General features: G+C 60.6%; 16 protein-coding genes. 8 read left to right on the forward strand and 8 right to left on the reverse strand.

Annotated elements, in window-relative coordinates:
* Window positions 1-12: 12 nt before the first annotated feature.
* Window positions 13-288, reverse strand: a complete 276-nt coding sequence (locus P3R82_RS14725; protein ID WP_283194386.1) for a metal-sensing transcriptional repressor — start codon at window positions 286-288, stop codon at window positions 13-15.
* Window positions 289-464: 176 nt separating this feature from the next.
* Here P3R82_RS14725 and P3R82_RS14730 point away from each other — a divergent pair, with 176 nt between their 5' ends.
* The 4 genes from P3R82_RS14730 (at window position 465) to P3R82_RS14745 (ending at window position 7,056) form a co-directional block, all read left to right on the forward strand.
* Entirely contained in the window at window positions 465-3,323 is a 2,859-nt protein-coding gene (locus P3R82_RS14730) for a heavy metal translocating P-type ATPase (RefSeq protein WP_283194387.1), read from the forward strand.
* Window positions 3,324-3,424: 101 nt separating this feature from the next.
* Window positions 3,425-4,138, forward strand: coding sequence for a L,D-transpeptidase (locus P3R82_RS14735; protein ID WP_283194388.1), 714 nt, complete (start codon window positions 3,425-3,427; stop codon window positions 4,136-4,138).
* A 72-nt stretch (window positions 4,139-4,210) separates the two neighbouring features.
* On the forward strand, window positions 4,211-6,124 hold the full coding sequence (locus P3R82_RS14740) for a M23 family metallopeptidase (protein WP_283194389.1): 1,914 nt from the start codon (window positions 4,211-4,213) through the stop codon (window positions 6,122-6,124).
* 80 nt (window positions 6,125-6,204) lie between these two features.
* Window positions 6,205-7,056, forward strand: coding sequence for a cation diffusion facilitator family transporter (locus P3R82_RS14745; protein WP_283196349.1), 852 nt, complete (start codon window positions 6,205-6,207; stop codon window positions 7,054-7,056).
* 237 nt (window positions 7,057-7,293) lie between these two features.
* Here the strand turns inward: P3R82_RS14745 and P3R82_RS14750 are convergent, their stop codons facing one another.
* From P3R82_RS14750 to P3R82_RS14765, 4 genes are all read right to left on the reverse strand, one after another.
* Window positions 7,294-7,470, reverse strand: coding sequence for a hypothetical protein (locus tag P3R82_RS14750; protein WP_283194390.1), 177 nt, complete (start codon window positions 7,468-7,470; stop codon window positions 7,294-7,296).
* Between the two features lie 10 nt (window positions 7,471-7,480).
* The gene (gene lspA / locus P3R82_RS14755; RefSeq protein WP_283194391.1) at window positions 7,481-7,942 is read right to left on the reverse strand and encodes a signal peptidase II; all 462 of its coding nucleotides are present in this window, start codon (window positions 7,940-7,942) and stop codon (window positions 7,481-7,483) included.
* A gap of 512 nt (window positions 7,943-8,454) precedes the next feature.
* On the reverse strand, window positions 8,455-9,714 hold the full coding sequence (locus P3R82_RS14760) for a HAMP domain-containing sensor histidine kinase (RefSeq protein WP_283194392.1): 1,260 nt from the start codon (window positions 9,712-9,714) through the stop codon (window positions 8,455-8,457).
* A gap of 34 nt (window positions 9,715-9,748) precedes the next feature.
* Window positions 9,749-10,441, reverse strand: coding sequence for a response regulator transcription factor (locus P3R82_RS14765; protein ID WP_283194393.1), 693 nt, complete (start codon window positions 10,439-10,441; stop codon window positions 9,749-9,751).
* 75 nt (window positions 10,442-10,516) lie between these two features.
* Between P3R82_RS14765 and P3R82_RS14770 the strand changes: the two genes are divergently transcribed.
* Both P3R82_RS14770 and P3R82_RS14775 read left to right on the forward strand, forming a co-directional pair.
* Window positions 10,517-10,828, forward strand: a complete 312-nt coding sequence (locus P3R82_RS14770; protein ID WP_283194394.1) for a hypothetical protein — start codon at window positions 10,517-10,519, stop codon at window positions 10,826-10,828.
* A 25-nt stretch (window positions 10,829-10,853) separates the two neighbouring features.
* Window positions 10,854-11,168 carry a hypothetical protein gene (locus P3R82_RS14775; protein ID WP_283194395.1) on the forward strand — a complete coding sequence of 105 codons (315 nt, stop codon included), beginning with the start codon at window positions 10,854-10,856 and terminating at the stop codon, window positions 11,166-11,168.
* A 115-nt stretch (window positions 11,169-11,283) separates the two neighbouring features.
* On the opposite strand, the gene P3R82_RS14780 is transcribed toward P3R82_RS14775, so the two are convergent.
* Window positions 11,284-11,571: a hypothetical protein gene (locus P3R82_RS14780; RefSeq protein WP_283194396.1), complete on the reverse strand. Its 288-nt coding sequence runs from the start codon at window positions 11,569-11,571 to the stop codon at window positions 11,284-11,286.
* Between the two features lie 228 nt (window positions 11,572-11,799).
* Here P3R82_RS14780 and motA point away from each other — a divergent pair, with 228 nt between their 5' ends.
* Together motA and P3R82_RS14790 are read left to right on the forward strand one after the other, a co-directional pair.
* A complete protein-coding gene (motA, locus tag P3R82_RS14785) occupies window positions 11,800-12,672 on the forward strand; it encodes a flagellar motor stator protein MotA (RefSeq protein ID WP_283194397.1) in 873 nt (290 codons plus the stop codon).
* Between the two features lie 343 nt (window positions 12,673-13,015).
* On the forward strand, window positions 13,016-13,534 hold the full coding sequence (locus tag P3R82_RS14790; RefSeq protein ID WP_283194398.1) for a transglutaminase-like cysteine peptidase: 519 nt from the start codon (window positions 13,016-13,018) through the stop codon (window positions 13,532-13,534).
* Between the two features lie 25 nt (window positions 13,535-13,559).
* Here the strand turns inward: P3R82_RS14790 and P3R82_RS14795 are convergent, their stop codons facing one another.
* Window positions 13,560-14,591 carry a murein L,D-transpeptidase family protein gene (locus tag P3R82_RS14795; RefSeq protein WP_283194399.1) on the reverse strand — a complete coding sequence of 344 codons (1,032 nt, stop codon included), beginning with the start codon at window positions 14,589-14,591 and terminating at the stop codon, window positions 13,560-13,562.
* Window positions 14,592-14,788: 197 nt separating this feature from the next.
* Window positions 14,789-15,058 (reverse strand): peptidylprolyl isomerase, encoded by a 270-nt coding sequence (locus P3R82_RS14800; protein ID WP_283194400.1) that lies wholly within the window; start codon window positions 15,056-15,058, stop codon window positions 14,789-14,791.
* Window positions 15,059-15,144: the final 86 nt, after the last annotated feature.

Consider the following 15,144-nt stretch of genomic DNA (forward strand, 5'->3'; position numbering starts at 1 on the left):
ATCCCGTTATGCTCAAAGGTACTTGGTGATGGCCTTGAACTCGTCGATCGACTGGCGCTGATCGCGGGGGAGAACCCCGATCGTGTCCTCGAGGCAATGATCGAGGTGATCCTGGATCAATGTTCGCTTGGCGTTGATGATCGCCTTCTCCACGGCGTGGAGTTGCTGAGCGATGTCGAGGCATGGCCGTCCGCCCTCGATCATGGCGATCACGCTTTTCAGATGTCCTTCGGCCCGCTTGAGCCGATTGACGATGTCGGGATGAGTTTCGTGCCGATGTTCTTCCATGTCCACAACCTATCCCCCTGGATAGGATATTTCAAGCGCCGACCTTGTCGAAGCGGATTGGAATGCTCGCGAAAACCATCGATTACGAGTTTCTTTCCAAGCCGTTTTTTTCCACTTGAACCTATAGTGACATGAGGTTGTAGGTACATATCTCGAAGCTATCGAGGTTTACCGCAATGAATGAAATCATCAAGACCAAGTACCGGGTGAGCGGTATGGATTGCGCCTCTTGCGCATCCAAAATCGACACCGCCGTAAGGCGCTCAACAGGCATCGAGGATGTATCGGTTTCCGTGACCGCGGGGACGATGACCATTAGTCATCTTCTCTCTGCCGATCTCGCGAAAATCGAAAAGAAGGTCAGTGGCCTCGGCTATCCGGTTTCCCGTATTTCGACGCCAGCCAAGCCGGCGGCCGCCGCCAAGGCCGAGCACAAGCACGAGAAACACGATCACGCAGGCCATGACCACGCCGGCCATGATCACGCCGGCCATGATCACAAGGACCATGACCACTCTGGCCACGACCACAAGGGCCACGATCATTCCGGCCACGACCACAAGGGTCACGATCACTCGGGTCATGACCATAAGGACCACGATCACGCGGGTCACGACCACGCGTCCTGCGGCCATGACCACGATCATGCTGGTCACAAGCATGGTGACCACGATCACGCTGGCCATGATCATGCCGGCCACGACCACGCGTCTTGCGGCCACGATCACGACCACTCCGATCACAAGCATGACCACGATCACGCCGGACACGACCATTCCGGCCATGATCACTCTGGCCACGACCATTCCGGCCACGACCATTCCGGTCACGACCATGATCATGAAAAGGCGGACGGCAACGTTGGCCCGGATCAGGGCATGACACGCTTTCGCATCGGCGGCATGGACTGCGCGTCCTGCGCGGCGAAGATCGATACCGCCGTCCGCCGTCTCAGCGGCGTCGACACGGTGTCCGTCTCCGTCACCGCGGGTACGATGACCGTTCGCCACAAGGATGCCATCGACGTTCCCGCGATCGAAAAGCAGGTGCGTGGTCTCGGCTATTCGATCGAAGCGGCGCAACCGGCCAAGGCCGGCGGGAGCCGTGACGGGCATTCCCATGGCAGTGAAACCTCAGGGCTGCATGGCCATGACCATGGACCGACGAATGGACCATGGTGGAAAAGCCGCAAGGGTCGCCTGACGATCATGGCGGGCGCGGCGCTGGTCGCGGCCTATGGCATTGGCCACCTGTTCCCGCAGACCGGTTCCTACGCCTTCGTCGTGGCGATGCTCGTCGGCCTGATGCCGATCGCTCGCCGCGCGTTCATGGCTGCCCGCGCGGGTACGCCGTTCTCCATCGAAATGCTGATGACGATCGCCGCTGCTGGAGCGGTCATCATCGACGCGAGCGAGGAAGCCGCCGCGGTTGTCTTCCTGTTCCTCGTAGGCGAACTTCTCGAGGGTGTCGCGGCGGGCAAGGCCCGTGCGAGCATCCAGTCGCTGGCCAACCTCGTGCCAAAGATGGCGCTGGTCGAAGAGAACGGACGCACGCGCGAAGTTCCGGCCGAGGATGTCGAGGTGGACGCGATCATCCTGGTCCGCCCCGGTGACCGCGTGTCCGCCGACGGCGTGATCATTGCCGGCGAGAGTTCGATCGACGAAGCGCCCGTGACCGGTGAGAGCGTGCCGGTGAGAAAGGGCGTGGACGACAAGGTATTCGCGGGCACCGTCAACGGTGATGCCGCCCTGCGCGTTCGGGTTACGGCCGCTGCCGCCGACAACACGATCGCTCGCGTCGTCAAGCTGGTGGAAGAGGCTCAGGAATCCAAGGCTCCGACCGAACGGTTCATCGACCGCTTCTCTTTCTATTACACCCCTGGTGTCGTCGTCGTGGCTGCTCTGGTCGCGACCCTGCCGCCTCTCCTTGCTGGCGGTGACTGGAACGAGTGGATCTACAAGGGACTGGCGCTGCTTCTGATCGGGTGCCCGTGCGCCCTGGTCATTTCGACGCCTGCCGCGATCGCTGCATCGCTGTCGTCGGGTGCACGTCGCGGACTGCTGATGAAGGGCGGAGCCGTGCTCGAGACCCTTGGCAAGATCACCGCGGTCGCCCTCGACAAGACGGGTACGCTTACCGAAGGCAAGCCGAAGGTTACCGACATCCTCGATTTCGGCATGGCTCCTTCCGAGGTGCTCAGAATGTCGGCCGCGCTCGAGACCGGCTCAAGCCATCCGCTCGCCATCGCCATTCTGAAGAAGGCCGAGGAGGATCAAGTCAACATTCCTGCTGCGATCGATGCGAAGGCGATCGGCGGCAAGGGGGTTACGGCAACGGTCGAAAGCCACGACGTATTCTTCGGCTCGCCGGCGGCTGCCGCGGACCGTGTCGGCCTCTCGGATGAGCAGCAGGCGACGATCACCAAGCTCAACGACGAAGGCAAGACCGTGTCGGTCCTCATCGTGGGCGGAAAGCTCGCCGGCGCGATCGCCATGCGTGACGAACCGCGGGCCGATGCTCGTGATGGTTTGAAGCAGTTGGAACAGATCGGCGTGAAGACCGTCATGCTGACCGGCGACAACAACCGGACCGCTTCGGCGATCGGCAAGCAACTGGGCATTTCGGTGAAGGCCCAGCTCCTGCCGGAAGACAAGCAGAAGATCGTCGGCGAGATGCAGAAGCTCGGCCTCGTGGTCGCCAAGGTTGGCGATGGTATCAACGACGCTCCGGCTCTGGCCGCGGCAAACGTTGGTATCGCCATGGGCGGGGGCACCGACGTGGCGCTTGAAACGGCCGATGCCGCCATTCTTCATGGTCGCGTGTCGGACATTTTCAGGATGATCGATCTGTCCAAGCGGACGATGCGAAACATCTACCAGAACATCTTCATGTCGCTCGCGCTGAAGGCTGTTTTCCTGGTCACGACCGTCATCGGCCTCACGGGCTTGTGGCCGGCAATTCTCGCCGATACCGGTGCCACGGTGCTCGTCACGATGAACGCCTTGCGCCTGCTTAAGGTGCCGAAGGACGGCTGACATCGACTTGTCGGATAACGGCTCCGGCGCCCATCTGGGCGCCGGAGCCTTCTACGTCTTTCGGTTCCGCGCACATTGAATTCCACGGAGAATGACCCCGCATGGCCAAATCGGTCGTTTTGACACGCCGCCGCTTGATGGCTTTCTCCGCCATGATCGGGGCGACGCAGCTTGCAGGTTGTGCGACCGGCGGGCTGCCGAAGACGGTGCCGATCCCTTTCGAACAACCGCGAGCCAGCCGTCCCGTCGGACCACCGAGCCCGGCCGATCTCGCGTCGATGTACGCGGAGGCCGTCGATGAAAATCAGACGATGGCCGCCGTTCCCTATGACAAGATCGACCCCAGGTTCTACCGGCAACGCGTCATGGACCCGACGGGAGAGGCGCCTGGAACGGTAATCGTTGATACCCCGGCCAGATTCCTATACGTCGTTGAGCCGGGTGGCACCGCGATGCGTTACGGTGTCGGTATCGGCCGCGAAGGTTTCGCATGGGCAGGTGAGGGAGTGATACAGTGGCGTCAAAAGTGGCCGCGCTGGAAGCCGCCGAATGAGATGGTCGCTCGCCAGCCCGAACTCGCGAAATATTCGATCGAGAACGGGGGAATGGAAGGCGGCATCGACAATCCGCTCGGCGCTCGCGCTCTCTACATTTTCTCCGACGGCAAGGACACGCTCTATCGCCTCCACGGTACCAATGATTGGCGGTCGATCGGCAAGGCCGTATCGTCAGGATGTGTTCGACTTTTGAACCAGGACGTGATCGATTTGTATACGCGCGTTCCGATCAAGGCGCGCGTCATTGTCCGCCAGTAGGCGGGCAGTTCGAGATTAACCTTTGCGCGGACCGTGCCCGAAGCCGGTACAATCCCGTAATTGAGACGGCATGTGGTGAACAAAGAAGCGATCCAAAGATCTCTCGGAAACGCTGCCGCGATCCCCGCGGACGGGCGACGCCAGCCCGACCGCAGACAGGTGTCGAGCCGGTGGCTGACGGGCATCGCGCTCACGGGAGCGACGTCGACCCTGTTGATGGGGGTCGCGCTATTCGCGGCAATGGACGGCAGACAGCAGCTAGCGACACCCGCGGAAGCCGTCAGCCTGCCCACGGAAGCGAGCCATGCCGACGAAAGCGTGCTGCGCGGGGCCAGAATCGTCGGGACGCTGAAGGCCGCGCGCGCTTCCGATCGCAGGGTCATGGAGCTCTCTTCGATCGTCAAGGAAGGCGATCGCGAGGTCGTCAGAAGTCAGCCTTATACCCACGTCCAGATGCAGTTGGCCGCCGGTGGCGCCTCGGGAACGAATTATCCCAAGTTCGACCCGACGGCGGTTCTCTCGGGGGTCTCGGGAGGCGAGGCTGAACCGTCCGAGGAGGGAGCGCTTTACGGCGCGAAGGTCGAGACCGAGATAGCCTTGAAGACAGGCAGCTACTCGGCTTCCGGCAAGTGGCCGGTGGCGCCGGGAATGAGCTTCGAGGAGATCGAGGCCTCCGTCCGCTCCGATGGCATGGCGCTTCTGGAAGGGGCGACCGTCTCGGCGGTCTATGTCGATCCCGAGCGCTTCTCCGATAACGACGATCTGCCGCCCATGGGCAGCACCGCGAAGGTGCTCGAGCAGAATGTCTCCTATTCGACGGTTGCGGCGATCACGGCCAACACGGAACAGTTCGCCGAGGACGTGATCAATGTCGGCGGAAAAACCACCGTAACCGAGGCCCTGAAATCCGCCGGCTATCCGGCCGGGCAGGCGGGAATGGTCGGAAACCTGCTTGCTGCCGGCGCGGGCCAGAACGTCGATGTCGGTGATACGGTCCGCATGGGCGTCATCCAGCGTGGACAGGATCTGAAGGTCGTGCGGGCGAGCCTGTACCGGTCGCAGCGGCACCAGGCCAGCATCGCCGTCGACGATGCCGGCAGGTTCGTCACCGGGGCCGAGCCTGAGCGGTTCGGTGCCGTCGGCGAAGGGGGCGTGACGATCGGACGGGCGGCTCCTCTGGACCGGCCAAAGGTCTATGACGGCATTTACAGGAGCGCGCTCAACTACGGCATGACGCTCGGCATGGCCAAGACGATCGTCGGTATCATGGCGTCGTCCTTCGACCTGCAGGCGCCACTGAAATCGTCGGACAGCTTGGAAGCGTTTTATTCATCGGGGAAGGATGGGAATGCCGAGGAGAACTCGGAGCTTCTCTATTTCAGCGTGCGTTTCGGTGATCGCGAGGCTCGGTTCTACAAGTTTCGCGATCCTGTAGACGGCAGCATCGGCTACTTCGACGAGAATGGAAAAAGCCTGCGTCAATTCCTGCTTCGCAGTCCGGTCCCGAGTGTTCCGCCGAATTCGAGCTTTGGCATGCGTCGACATCCGGTTCTCGGATTCGTGCGCATGCATACCGGGGTCGACTACCCCGCGCCGACGGGAACGCCGATCATTGCCGCGGGAGACGGCGACGTCATCAAGGCGGGATGGGATACGGGCGGATATGGCAACCAGACCCTGATCCGCCACGCGAACGGATATGTCTCCTCCTACAGCCACCAGAGCGCGATCGCCAAGAATGTCGTCGCCGGGGGCAAGGTGAAGCAGGGCCAGGTCATCGGCTACATAGGTGCTACCGGGATGGTGACCGGTTCGCACCTGCATTATGAATTGCTGGTGAACGGACGGCGAGTCGACCCACTCAAAATCCGCCTGCCAACCGACGCATCCCTCAAGGATGATCGGCTTCTCACCTTTCAAAAAGAGCGCAAGCGCATCGACACACTTCTCGATACCCCGCCGCCGCCGAGCGCGCCGGATACTTAACGGAGGACTACTGAATGTCGCATTCTCACGATGCGGGAGAAGGCCACGCCCACGACCACACGGCTGGCGCCAATTCAAAGATGCTGACCCTGGCTCTTGTACTGACGGCGACCTTCCTCGTGGCGGAAGTCGTTGGCGGGATTGTCTACAACAGCCTTGCACTCTTGTCCGACGCCGCGCACATGATGACCGACGTCGCGGCGCTCGCGATCGCTCTTCTGGCCATCAAGGTCGGAAACCGTCCGGCCGACGAGCGGCGGACTTTCGGATACAGGCGACTTGAGATCCTCGCCGCGACGTTCAACGCGATGCTGCTCTTCGTGGTGGCGATCTATGTCTTCGTCGAAGCCATAGGACGGTTCCGCGAGCCGCAGCAGGTCAGATCCACGGGGATGATGATCATCGCGGTGCTGGGTCTGATCGTCAATCTCATTTCGATGAGACTGCTTGCCTCCGGGCGCGATGCCAGCTTCAACGTCAAGGGCGCCTATCTCGAAGTCTGGGCGGACATGCTCGGCTCCGTCGGCGTCGTCGCCGGTGCTCTCGCAATCAAGTTCACGGGCTGGACATGGGTCGATCCGCTGGTCGCGGTGGCGATCGGCGTCTGGGTGCTGCCACGGACATGGATTCTCCTGCGGGATACGACGAACGTTCTCCTGGAGGGTGTTCCGTCCGGAATGAGCCTGAACGAGATCCGCAAAGCGATCAAGGACGTTCCCGGCATCGTCGACGTACACGACGTGCACCTGTGGTCGACTTCGAACGACCAGATCAGCTTCACCTCGCACATCTCCGTCAAGGACGGCGAAAACCATGCCATCGCGCGCAAGGCTGTCGAGACCATGCTCAGCGAAAAGTTCGGCATCGTTCATTCGACGATCCAGGTCGAGGCCGAAGGCGAGCAACATGCCGGTCACGAGTTCCATGCGTGACAAGCACAGGCCCTTGACGGGCATGGCGTGCAAGATCGCCGCGTGATCGGACACGATCGGCGGTCAAGCTTGCGCGGGGCCTCTTCTTAGGAGGGGCCCCGCATCAACGTCGTCAGGCATGATGATGACTTATGCGGGGATTTGCTAGGCGAGATGGTACAGTCACCGACGGTGAGAACCCGCGCAGGAGTTCAACCCGACGACGCCGGTCCTGCCGCTCATGCGGATTGGAGCGGATCACTGGCCCTGGATTTCGCCCAAGGCACGTGACGCGGAGCGACCTTCCTGGGGAATATGGAAGAACGTGACCGTAAACACCGCCAGGGCGAAGCCCGACAGTATGACCAGCACGATCACATTTCTTCGCTTGACGGTCTTTTGACGTGCCCGCTCTGCTTCTTCGTCGAGTTTCATTCCAGTCTCCCTAAATGTCCGCTTTCGGCCGCTGCTTGACCATGGAGCAAGCCACCAGCGCGATGGCACCCGTCACCACGAAGACGTCGGCCAGATTGAACGATGGCCACGCCCATGCACCAGCATGCAGCGAGAGATAGTCGGTGACCGCGCCATCGCGGAACCTGTCGACGATGTTTCCGGCGGCACCCCCGGCCATCACGGCCAGTGCAAGTCTTTCACGCCTTGAGTTCGTCATGCAGCCCCATACGATCAGGGCGGTGGCGATTGCCGTCTTTGCAAAGGCGAACACGACCGGATAGAGCCCGATCTGTCCGCTGAACATGCCGAAACTGATGCCACTGTTGAAGACGAGAACAAGGTCAAAGAACGACGTGACCTCGATAATGCGTGGAGGTTGCATCACGAATTCGACCATGACGAACTTGACGATCTGGTCGATGGCCAGAGCCGAGGCAACGATGGATGCCATGATGAGAAGGCGAATGCCAACGCGGTTCTTAGGGTGGTCAATAGTCTGTTGGTCAGGCATTCGTGAACGGGTTCCATACTGCGAGGACGCCGATTACGCTGAATACGACCGATGTCATCATTGTTGTTATCAGAATTGCGAAAGCAATTGTGCGCTTCATTACGCTTCTCAGTTGTTAGTCTTGCCTGTCGGCCAGGACTTTGGGGCCGCGATTTGAACATTGGCGTTCCCCGGCTTCTCGCATCCGAGAGTGGCGGGGATCGTCACGTCTGCCGATGCCGGGACCGGTTGGCTTGAACAGCATCAGGATCGCGGCCAACGGCAAAACGGATGCAAGACGACATGTTTCATCAGGGGCTCCGTGACCCGTGATTTAGGGCCTCTAGCAGGTTGAGCTACAAGTGGTTTTTGGACCATCGGGCGCTGACGCGATTCTTCGTTGCGGCGGTCCGCGGCATCCGGCCAACCGGCTGGGACCGGGATCGGCAACAGGGCATCGAGCGTGGTCACCATCATCTGCCGGTGCTCGCCTTGATCGAGGGCAAGGTCATCACGACGGTGAACCTGTCCAGGGTCGCTATGGCAACGTCGCCCCCCGAATTTCGAGCGATCTGTCGAACGATCGCCAATCCAAGTCCAGAGCCGGGCCCCGTCTGCCGTCGCTTGTGAAACCGGTCGAACAGCTCTTCCACCTCGTTCAAGGCAGGCGCCGAACCTTCGTCGGATACTTCAAGCAGCAAACTGGTCGAGACTTCACTCAACGTAATCGTCGTGTGACCGGTGCCATGCACCAGGGCGTTCTCCAGAAGGTTTTGAACAGCCTGTCTCATTTGCCCGCTGTTGCCGCGCGTGTAGAGCCCGTCGGCGACCTCGACGTGAACTTCTCTTTCGGCATTCTCGAACAGAAGCATCATGTCCGCCACGGCTTCGCGGACGACCCGAGACATGGAAAGCACTTCGCGATCAGGCGGAAGCGCCGCGTGGCTCTCCGCGCGGGCCAAGGCGGTGAGCTGGCCAACGAGATGAGTCATTTGCCCCATTTCGCGATCGATGGATTCCCAGTCCACGCTGTTGTCGGCGCGAGCTTTCTGAAGGCGCAAACTCAATACGGCCAGCGGCGTGCGCAGTTCGTGGGCCGCCTCGGCGGTGAAGCGGCGTTCCGATGCATAGGCGCGGGCGAGCCTTTCGAGCGCGCCATTGGCTGCAACGGCGAGCGGTCGTATTTCCATCGGGAGGTCGTCGACCGGTATTCGCTTGCCGGGATCGTCCGCGTCAATATGCCTGGCGAGAGCCGCGGCCTTGTTCACGGACCGAAGCACCCAGGCCGCGAGCGTCAGCACAACGAGAAACGAGAGCGCGCCCAAGGCGGCGATAACAAAGGTGCTTCCCGCGAGTTCCATCCGCAGCAGCGTTTGCAGTTCCTGCCGTTCCTGCCAATCGTCCTTGCGTACGACAAGCGTATTGGGACCCAGGGGGCGGGAGATGACAGAGGAGCGTGCTTCCTTCAGCTCTTTGCCACCACTCAGGAGTGGAGGTGGGCGGCCGTCGTCCGGGCGAGACAGGAGGAGGGCGCCGGTTGGATCATATACCGCGAAGCGCCAGTCCGCCTCTCCGAAGCGGGTTGAAAGGCGGCCGATAGCTTCAATGCCGGCATCCGTTCCGACAGTCGCCAGAATCGCGTCGATCTGCTTGTCCATTATATGGGTGCGCAAGTCCTGGTCGACGTCCCAGATGTATATAACGACGTCCGCCGCGCCAATGGTGAACACCACCGCCATCGCCGCGGCAAGTCTGCCACGAAGGCTTTTAGTCCACCTCAACGTCTTCTCCGGGCAGCAGGCGATATCCGATGCCTCGCACGGTGGCGATCCGAGCAGTGGCGTGGGCGGCGATCAATTTGCGGCGAAGGCGCGACACGACCGCCTCGGTGGCATTTGGCGTTACGATTTCGTCGAATGAGTAAAGTCGATCCTCGAGCCGGTCCTTGGCCATCACGCCGGGATAGACGCGTGCCAGTTCTTCCAGCAGGACGAATTCACGTCGGGCGAGCTCGACGGAGTTGCCATCGATCCGGACGTCCCACCGCGCGACGTCGACCGAGACATTGCCGACCGTCAGCACCTCGTCGATCCGCGCTCCGGGCCGGCGGAGAACGGCGCGCAGCCGCGCTTCGAGCTCAAGGATATCGAAGGGTTTGACGAGATAATCGTCGGCGCCGGAATTCAGGCCGGTCAGTCTGTCGCTGATCTGGTCGCGGGCTGTGAGAATGATGACGGGCAGCGACCGACCCTTCTGCATTCTCTGGCGTTTCAGTACATCGAGGCCATCGAGCGTCGGCAGGCCGAGGTCGAGGATCATCCCATCGTATTCGACGGTCCGCAAAGCCTCCAAGGCTTCCGGGCCATCCTGCACTCGATCGATTATGAACCCGGACTGGTTCAGATGTTCTTGAACGAGGCTTCCCAGAGCGTCATGATCTTCTACGAGCAATATCTTCATTCGCACCCCGTTTTCTCGCCGCATTGAGCACGGCGACCCTGACGACTTGCTGACAGTTCCGACAGAAGGGCGATTATGTCGGGCTATCAGCTTCCGGTCAGGAATGTTGCGCTATTAGCCTTAACACAACGTGGTGGTGAGATAATGCCGATGACGAGAGAAGATGGCCGTTCCGCTGTTGCCGCCGTACTGATAATCGCCGCGTCATTTTGTCTGTTCTGGGCAATGCCGACGATCGTCCTCTGGCTTGGCGGCATTTCGCCCTGGCTTGGCTTCCTCGGAGGGGCGTTGATCATCGGTGCGTTCTTTCTTCCCTTCGTGTTGCGTGCCAGGTTTCAGCGAAGGGCCGACAGGGCCAGACAAGCAGACGCGCATGTCGATCCATGATCTGCCGGGCATCTAGGAGACGGGTATGAACGACAAGTCTGCTTTTGTATCCGAGTTGCTTCGCGCGGCCAACGATGTCGAAAGGCTTGGCCCGCCGGAGGTCAGGAGGCTGCTCCATCGCGCGATCGTGTGCATCCGCGACCAGCGCGAATTCGTCGGCATACCCGGAAGCGGAACGCCTTCGGATGAAATCATCGTTCTGATGAACGTGGCGACGAGAGCGGAACGCTTCACCCGAAGCGATTGGGCGAGGGCGCTTCTCGATGCGGCCGAGATGATCCGTGCGCTTCGTATCGTCGCCGACACGCAGGCCAAGACCATGATCCGCGACGCCTCCTAGTCTAGCGCTCGGGCGCGACGAACTACCTCCGTTCCCAAGAATATATTTGGTGTGCGCGTTCCGCGCCGCATGGCGCTGTGTGCCGGACGACGCGTTCCAGCGAACAATCCCATTCCTAGCTTAGAATGATGCCCGTGCCAGCCTCGGCACAAGCCCCGGACAAGTTCACGGTGCAATCAATCGGACGATCGAAAAGTCTGGAAACAATATGCGTAGAACGTCGAACAGAAGAGTTGCCGCGGTGGTGCTTTTTCTCGCGACGATTCTTGTCTGCAATTTGGTCGGTCATTCGCAGGCCGACACCATCGAGACTTTCGCCAGTACCGTCGAGTTCACCGTTCCCACCGCGGGCGTCGACCTTTCTCGTGCCGACACCAGTATGCGTTCCGGCCACGGCGATCACTGTTCGCTTCACAACTGTGTCGTGACCTATAGCTTGCAGGCAAACCGGCCTGTCGTTGTCGGGTTCAGGGTCGAGGCCTTGCACCCGAGGCTGCGGCCGACCAACCAGACGTCACTGTTCCGCCCCCCGATTCGAGTCGCCTCATCTCGAATCACATTGATCGATATTCGCGGCACCAGGCCAGACATTCAGTCAGCTGTCGGTGCGGCCAACGGACGAGCTTAGAATATGAACATCATTATCGGACTGGTGATCACCACAGGGTGCATTATCGGCAGCTTCATGGCCATGGGCGGCAAAGTCGGAGCCCTGTTCCAGCCATTCGAACTTGTCATCATCGGGGGCGCCGGCATCGGCGGCTTCGTGATGGCGAACTCCATGAAAGTCATCAAGGATTCGCTCAAGTCGATCGGCGAGGCTTTCAAATACGCGGTCCCGAAGGAGCGGGAATACCTGGACGTCCTGAGTGTCCTCTACTCCCTCATGCGCGACCTGAGGACCAAGAGCCGTAACGAAATCGAAGCGCATATCGACAACCCTGCGGAGTCGCCGATCTTCCAAGCCGCTCCGACGCTGCTCAAGAACAAGTCGCTGGTCAATTTCATCTGCGACTATGTTCGCCTTATCATCATCGGAAATGCTCGATCGCACGAGATCGAGGCGCTGATGGACGAGGAACTCAATACGATCCTCAACGACCGGCTCAAGCCCTATCACGCCCTGACGACCATGGGCGACTCCTTTCCGGCCATCGGCATCGTCGCCGCCGTTCTCGGGGTTATCAAGGCCATGGCCGCGATCAACGAACCGCCGGAGGTTCTCGGGCATCTGATCGGCGCCGCGCTCGTCGGTACGTTCCTGGGGATTCTGCTGTCCTACTCCCTGTGTGCTCCGATCACCGCGCAGATCAAGACCGTGAGAACGAAGCAGCACCGGCTTTATGTCATCGTCAAGCAGACGCTGCTTGCCTACATGAACGGATCGGTACCTCAGGTCGCCCTGGAGTATGGCCGCAAGACCATCTCCGAAAGCGACCGTCCGACGATCGACGCCGTCGAGCAGGAGATGATCAGCGGCGGCTCGGTCGACAAGGCTGCCTAATAAGACAACCGCCGCGCGTCCGCGGTCCTGAGCTCCATATCGATCCCGGCCTGTCAGCGTCCTCCGCAAGGAGGGCGCTGAACAGTCGTTTCAGAGGGGTAGCCGACTCGAGGCACCTGGAGGAACTCGGAGGCGAGAATACGGGCCATCCGGCCGGTTGCGTTAACCATCAATTAACTATTCGAATGGCGATCCTTGACCTTCGGTGGGGTTTACCGTTTGTTAACCCTGGTGGCGGGGTCGATGAGGGTTGCTCGTGTTGCGTTTGGGTTTTGCTGTTGTTTTTTCGTTGGTTGGCTGTGCCGGAACTGCTTTCGCGGGCTCGGGTGATCTCGATACGGTGATGAAGACGGGGACGTTCACGTCGCAACCAATCGGTCACTTCGAGTTCTGCAAGGCCAATGCCGAAGAATGCAGCCGCCGTTCAACCGATCTTGCACCGCTGACGCTGACCGAGGCGCAGTGGGGTGACCTGATCAGGGTCAACGCCGAGGTGAATGCGCGCGTGGCGCCGAAGACCGACGAGGACCACTACGGCAAGGTCGAGGTCTGGGCCTTTCCCGATGGCGAAGGCGATTGCGAGGATTACGCTATCGAGAAGCAGCGGATACTTTTGGGAATGGGCGTTCCGGCATCCAATCTGTTGATTACCGTGCTGAAAAAGCCTGATGGCGAAGGCCACGCCGTGCTGACGGTCAGAACCGACAAGGGCGACTATCTGTTGGACAATCTCGCAACCGACGTGAAGCTCTGGTCCGAGACGAACTACACCTTCCTCAAGAGGCAGTCGGAACAGGATTCCGGACGGTGGGTCGCCATCTCAGCTCACGACGAAAACAGCATCGCGGCCGCCGTCAAGTAGCCTGGGCTACTTGCAACTAAACTGATTACTTGGCGCCGTCATAGGGATCGGCCAGCGCCGCTTCCGGGCGGCTGACGGGGTACTTGATCGTCGAGATCCGGGCTGCGAGCTTCTCCGCCCCGTTCTGCTTCAGAAGCACCCGGAAACTTGGATGCATGCCGCCATCCACGTAGGCATTGGCATGCAACGGGCCGTCCTTTTCGACGAGCGCTGAAAGCTGCGTGTCTTCGACCTTGAATTTGGCGGCGATAGCGGGGTTCAGCGTGTCGATCCGCGCCGGGCAGGCCGCCAGCGGGTTCTTTGGCTCGCCGCCTTCGAATTCCGCGTTTACGACGTACTTCCCGCCGCAGGTGGAAATCTTAGGCTGCGTGCGCGTCGCCTCGAACGAGTCGTAGCCCGCTTTCATGGTTCGCCAGAACTCGAAATTCGGATCTTCCCGATGGGAAGCCATGTTCTGGGCCGTCATCCTGAACGGAAAGGCCTGAACCTGGAACGCGCTCTGTCCGGCCTCCAGGGATGCCTTGACCAGAGCGTAGATCTCGCCGACGCCCTGGTCCGTCATGGCGTAGCAGCCTGACGACGAGCAGGCGCCATGAACCATCAACGCGGTTCCGGTGTAGCCAAGCGCCGCTTCCAGGCGGTTCGGATAGCCGAGATTGAACGAGAGATAATATTGCGACTGCGGGTTCAGCATTCCTTTCGTGACGGAATAGAAGCCTTCGGGCGCCTGGCGGTCGCCATCGTTCTTCTTCGGCCCCAGCTTTCCGGACCACCGGCATATCGGGTAGGTCTTCAGCAGGGCGTAACGGCCGGATGCGTCCTGTTTCCAGACTTCCAGCTCGCTTTCCTCCTTGAAAAGACGCACGAGGACCGGCGCCTGCACGGTCATGCCCTTCTTCTTTATGTCGACGAGCGTCTTTTGCGAAATTTCCGGGGAGGCGGCGCCAAGGTCGTCGAGGGCAAGCTGAACGCAACCGCTCAATGCCAGCCCCAGCCCGACAATCGTTGCGCTCAAGGCGCCGAAACGTTTCCACGACCGCGGTTTGCGCTCAGTCATTCAATGTCTTTCCGTTTCTCGGCCGACGTCAGAGAAGACCGCGCGGCGTTCGCGATCGTGATTGTTCCGAGGTAATTGGTACCCGATTCCGCCTCAGGCTGAGAAGCCCCATTGTCAAGAACTTCGATCTCGGCCTTGGCTTTTAGGATACTTGCGACTTCCCTTGCTACCGAACCTTCGTGCGAATGTCGAATCTCTCACGGAACCTTGTCGTACACGGGTACGGGGTTGCCGCGTCGCTCCTCGAATTCAGCAAGTGGATCCCACCACAGCCTCCGCGGGGAGGCAACGACTTCTCCTGGCGCCGCGCTGGCGGCGGCCTTGATAAACTCTGGTGGGATCGGATCCTCGGCGAGGAAGCCAAGATCACCACCATTGGCCCTTGAAGACGCGTCCTGGGAGGAGGTTTTTGCCTCGTCTTCAAAGGACTTTGTCCCTTCTTGATCTCGTGTCTTGCCGACCGGCATCCGGTTTTGTCCGAGCGTCACCGGTGGCGGTGGCGAAGGTTGCCGGCGCAACGATCAGCGGGATTGAAGCGGTTGCAACAGCAACA

This window comes from Rhizobium sp. AN80A (assembly GCF_030053015.1).
Taxonomy (GTDB): Bacteria; Pseudomonadota; Alphaproteobacteria; order Rhizobiales; family Rhizobiaceae; genus Rhizobium; species Rhizobium metallidurans.

Coding starts and splice junctions, on each gene's coding strand:
- P3R82_RS14725 (WP_283194386.1), bottom strand. CDS start 288: ATGGAAGAACATCGGCACGAAACTCATCCCGACATCGTCAATCGGCTC.
- P3R82_RS14730 (WP_283194387.1), top strand. CDS start 465: ATGAATGAAATCATCAAGACCAAGTACCGGGTGAGCGGTATGGATTGC.
- P3R82_RS14735 (WP_283194388.1), top strand. CDS start 3,425: ATGGCCAAATCGGTCGTTTTGACACGCCGCCGCTTGATGGCTTTCTCC.
- P3R82_RS14745 (WP_283196349.1), top strand. CDS start 6,205: ATGCTGACCCTGGCTCTTGTACTGACGGCGACCTTCCTCGTGGCGGAA.
- P3R82_RS14750 (WP_283194390.1), bottom strand. CDS start 7,470: ATGAAACTCGACGAAGAAGCAGAGCGGGCACGTCAAAAGACCGTCAAG.
- lspA (WP_283194391.1), bottom strand. CDS start 7,942: ATGGCATCCATCGTTGCCTCGGCTCTGGCCATCGACCAGATCGTCAAG.
- P3R82_RS14765 (WP_283194393.1), bottom strand. CDS start 10,441: ATGAAGATATTGCTCGTAGAAGATCATGACGCTCTGGGAAGCCTCGTT.
- P3R82_RS14770 (WP_283194394.1), top strand. CDS start 10,517: ATGTCGGGCTATCAGCTTCCGGTCAGGAATGTTGCGCTATTAGCCTTA.
- P3R82_RS14775 (WP_283194395.1), top strand. CDS start 10,854: ATGAACGACAAGTCTGCTTTTGTATCCGAGTTGCTTCGCGCGGCCAAC.
- motA (WP_283194397.1), top strand. CDS start 11,800: ATGAACATCATTATCGGACTGGTGATCACCACAGGGTGCATTATCGGC.
- P3R82_RS14790 (WP_283194398.1), top strand. CDS start 13,016: ATGAAGACGGGGACGTTCACGTCGCAACCAATCGGTCACTTCGAGTTC.
- P3R82_RS14795 (WP_283194399.1), bottom strand. CDS start 14,591: ATGACTGAGCGCAAACCGCGGTCGTGGAAACGTTTCGGCGCCTTGAGC.
- P3R82_RS14800 (WP_283194400.1), bottom strand. CDS start 15,058: ATGCCGGTCGGCAAGACACGAGATCAAGAAGGGACAAAGTCCTTTGAA.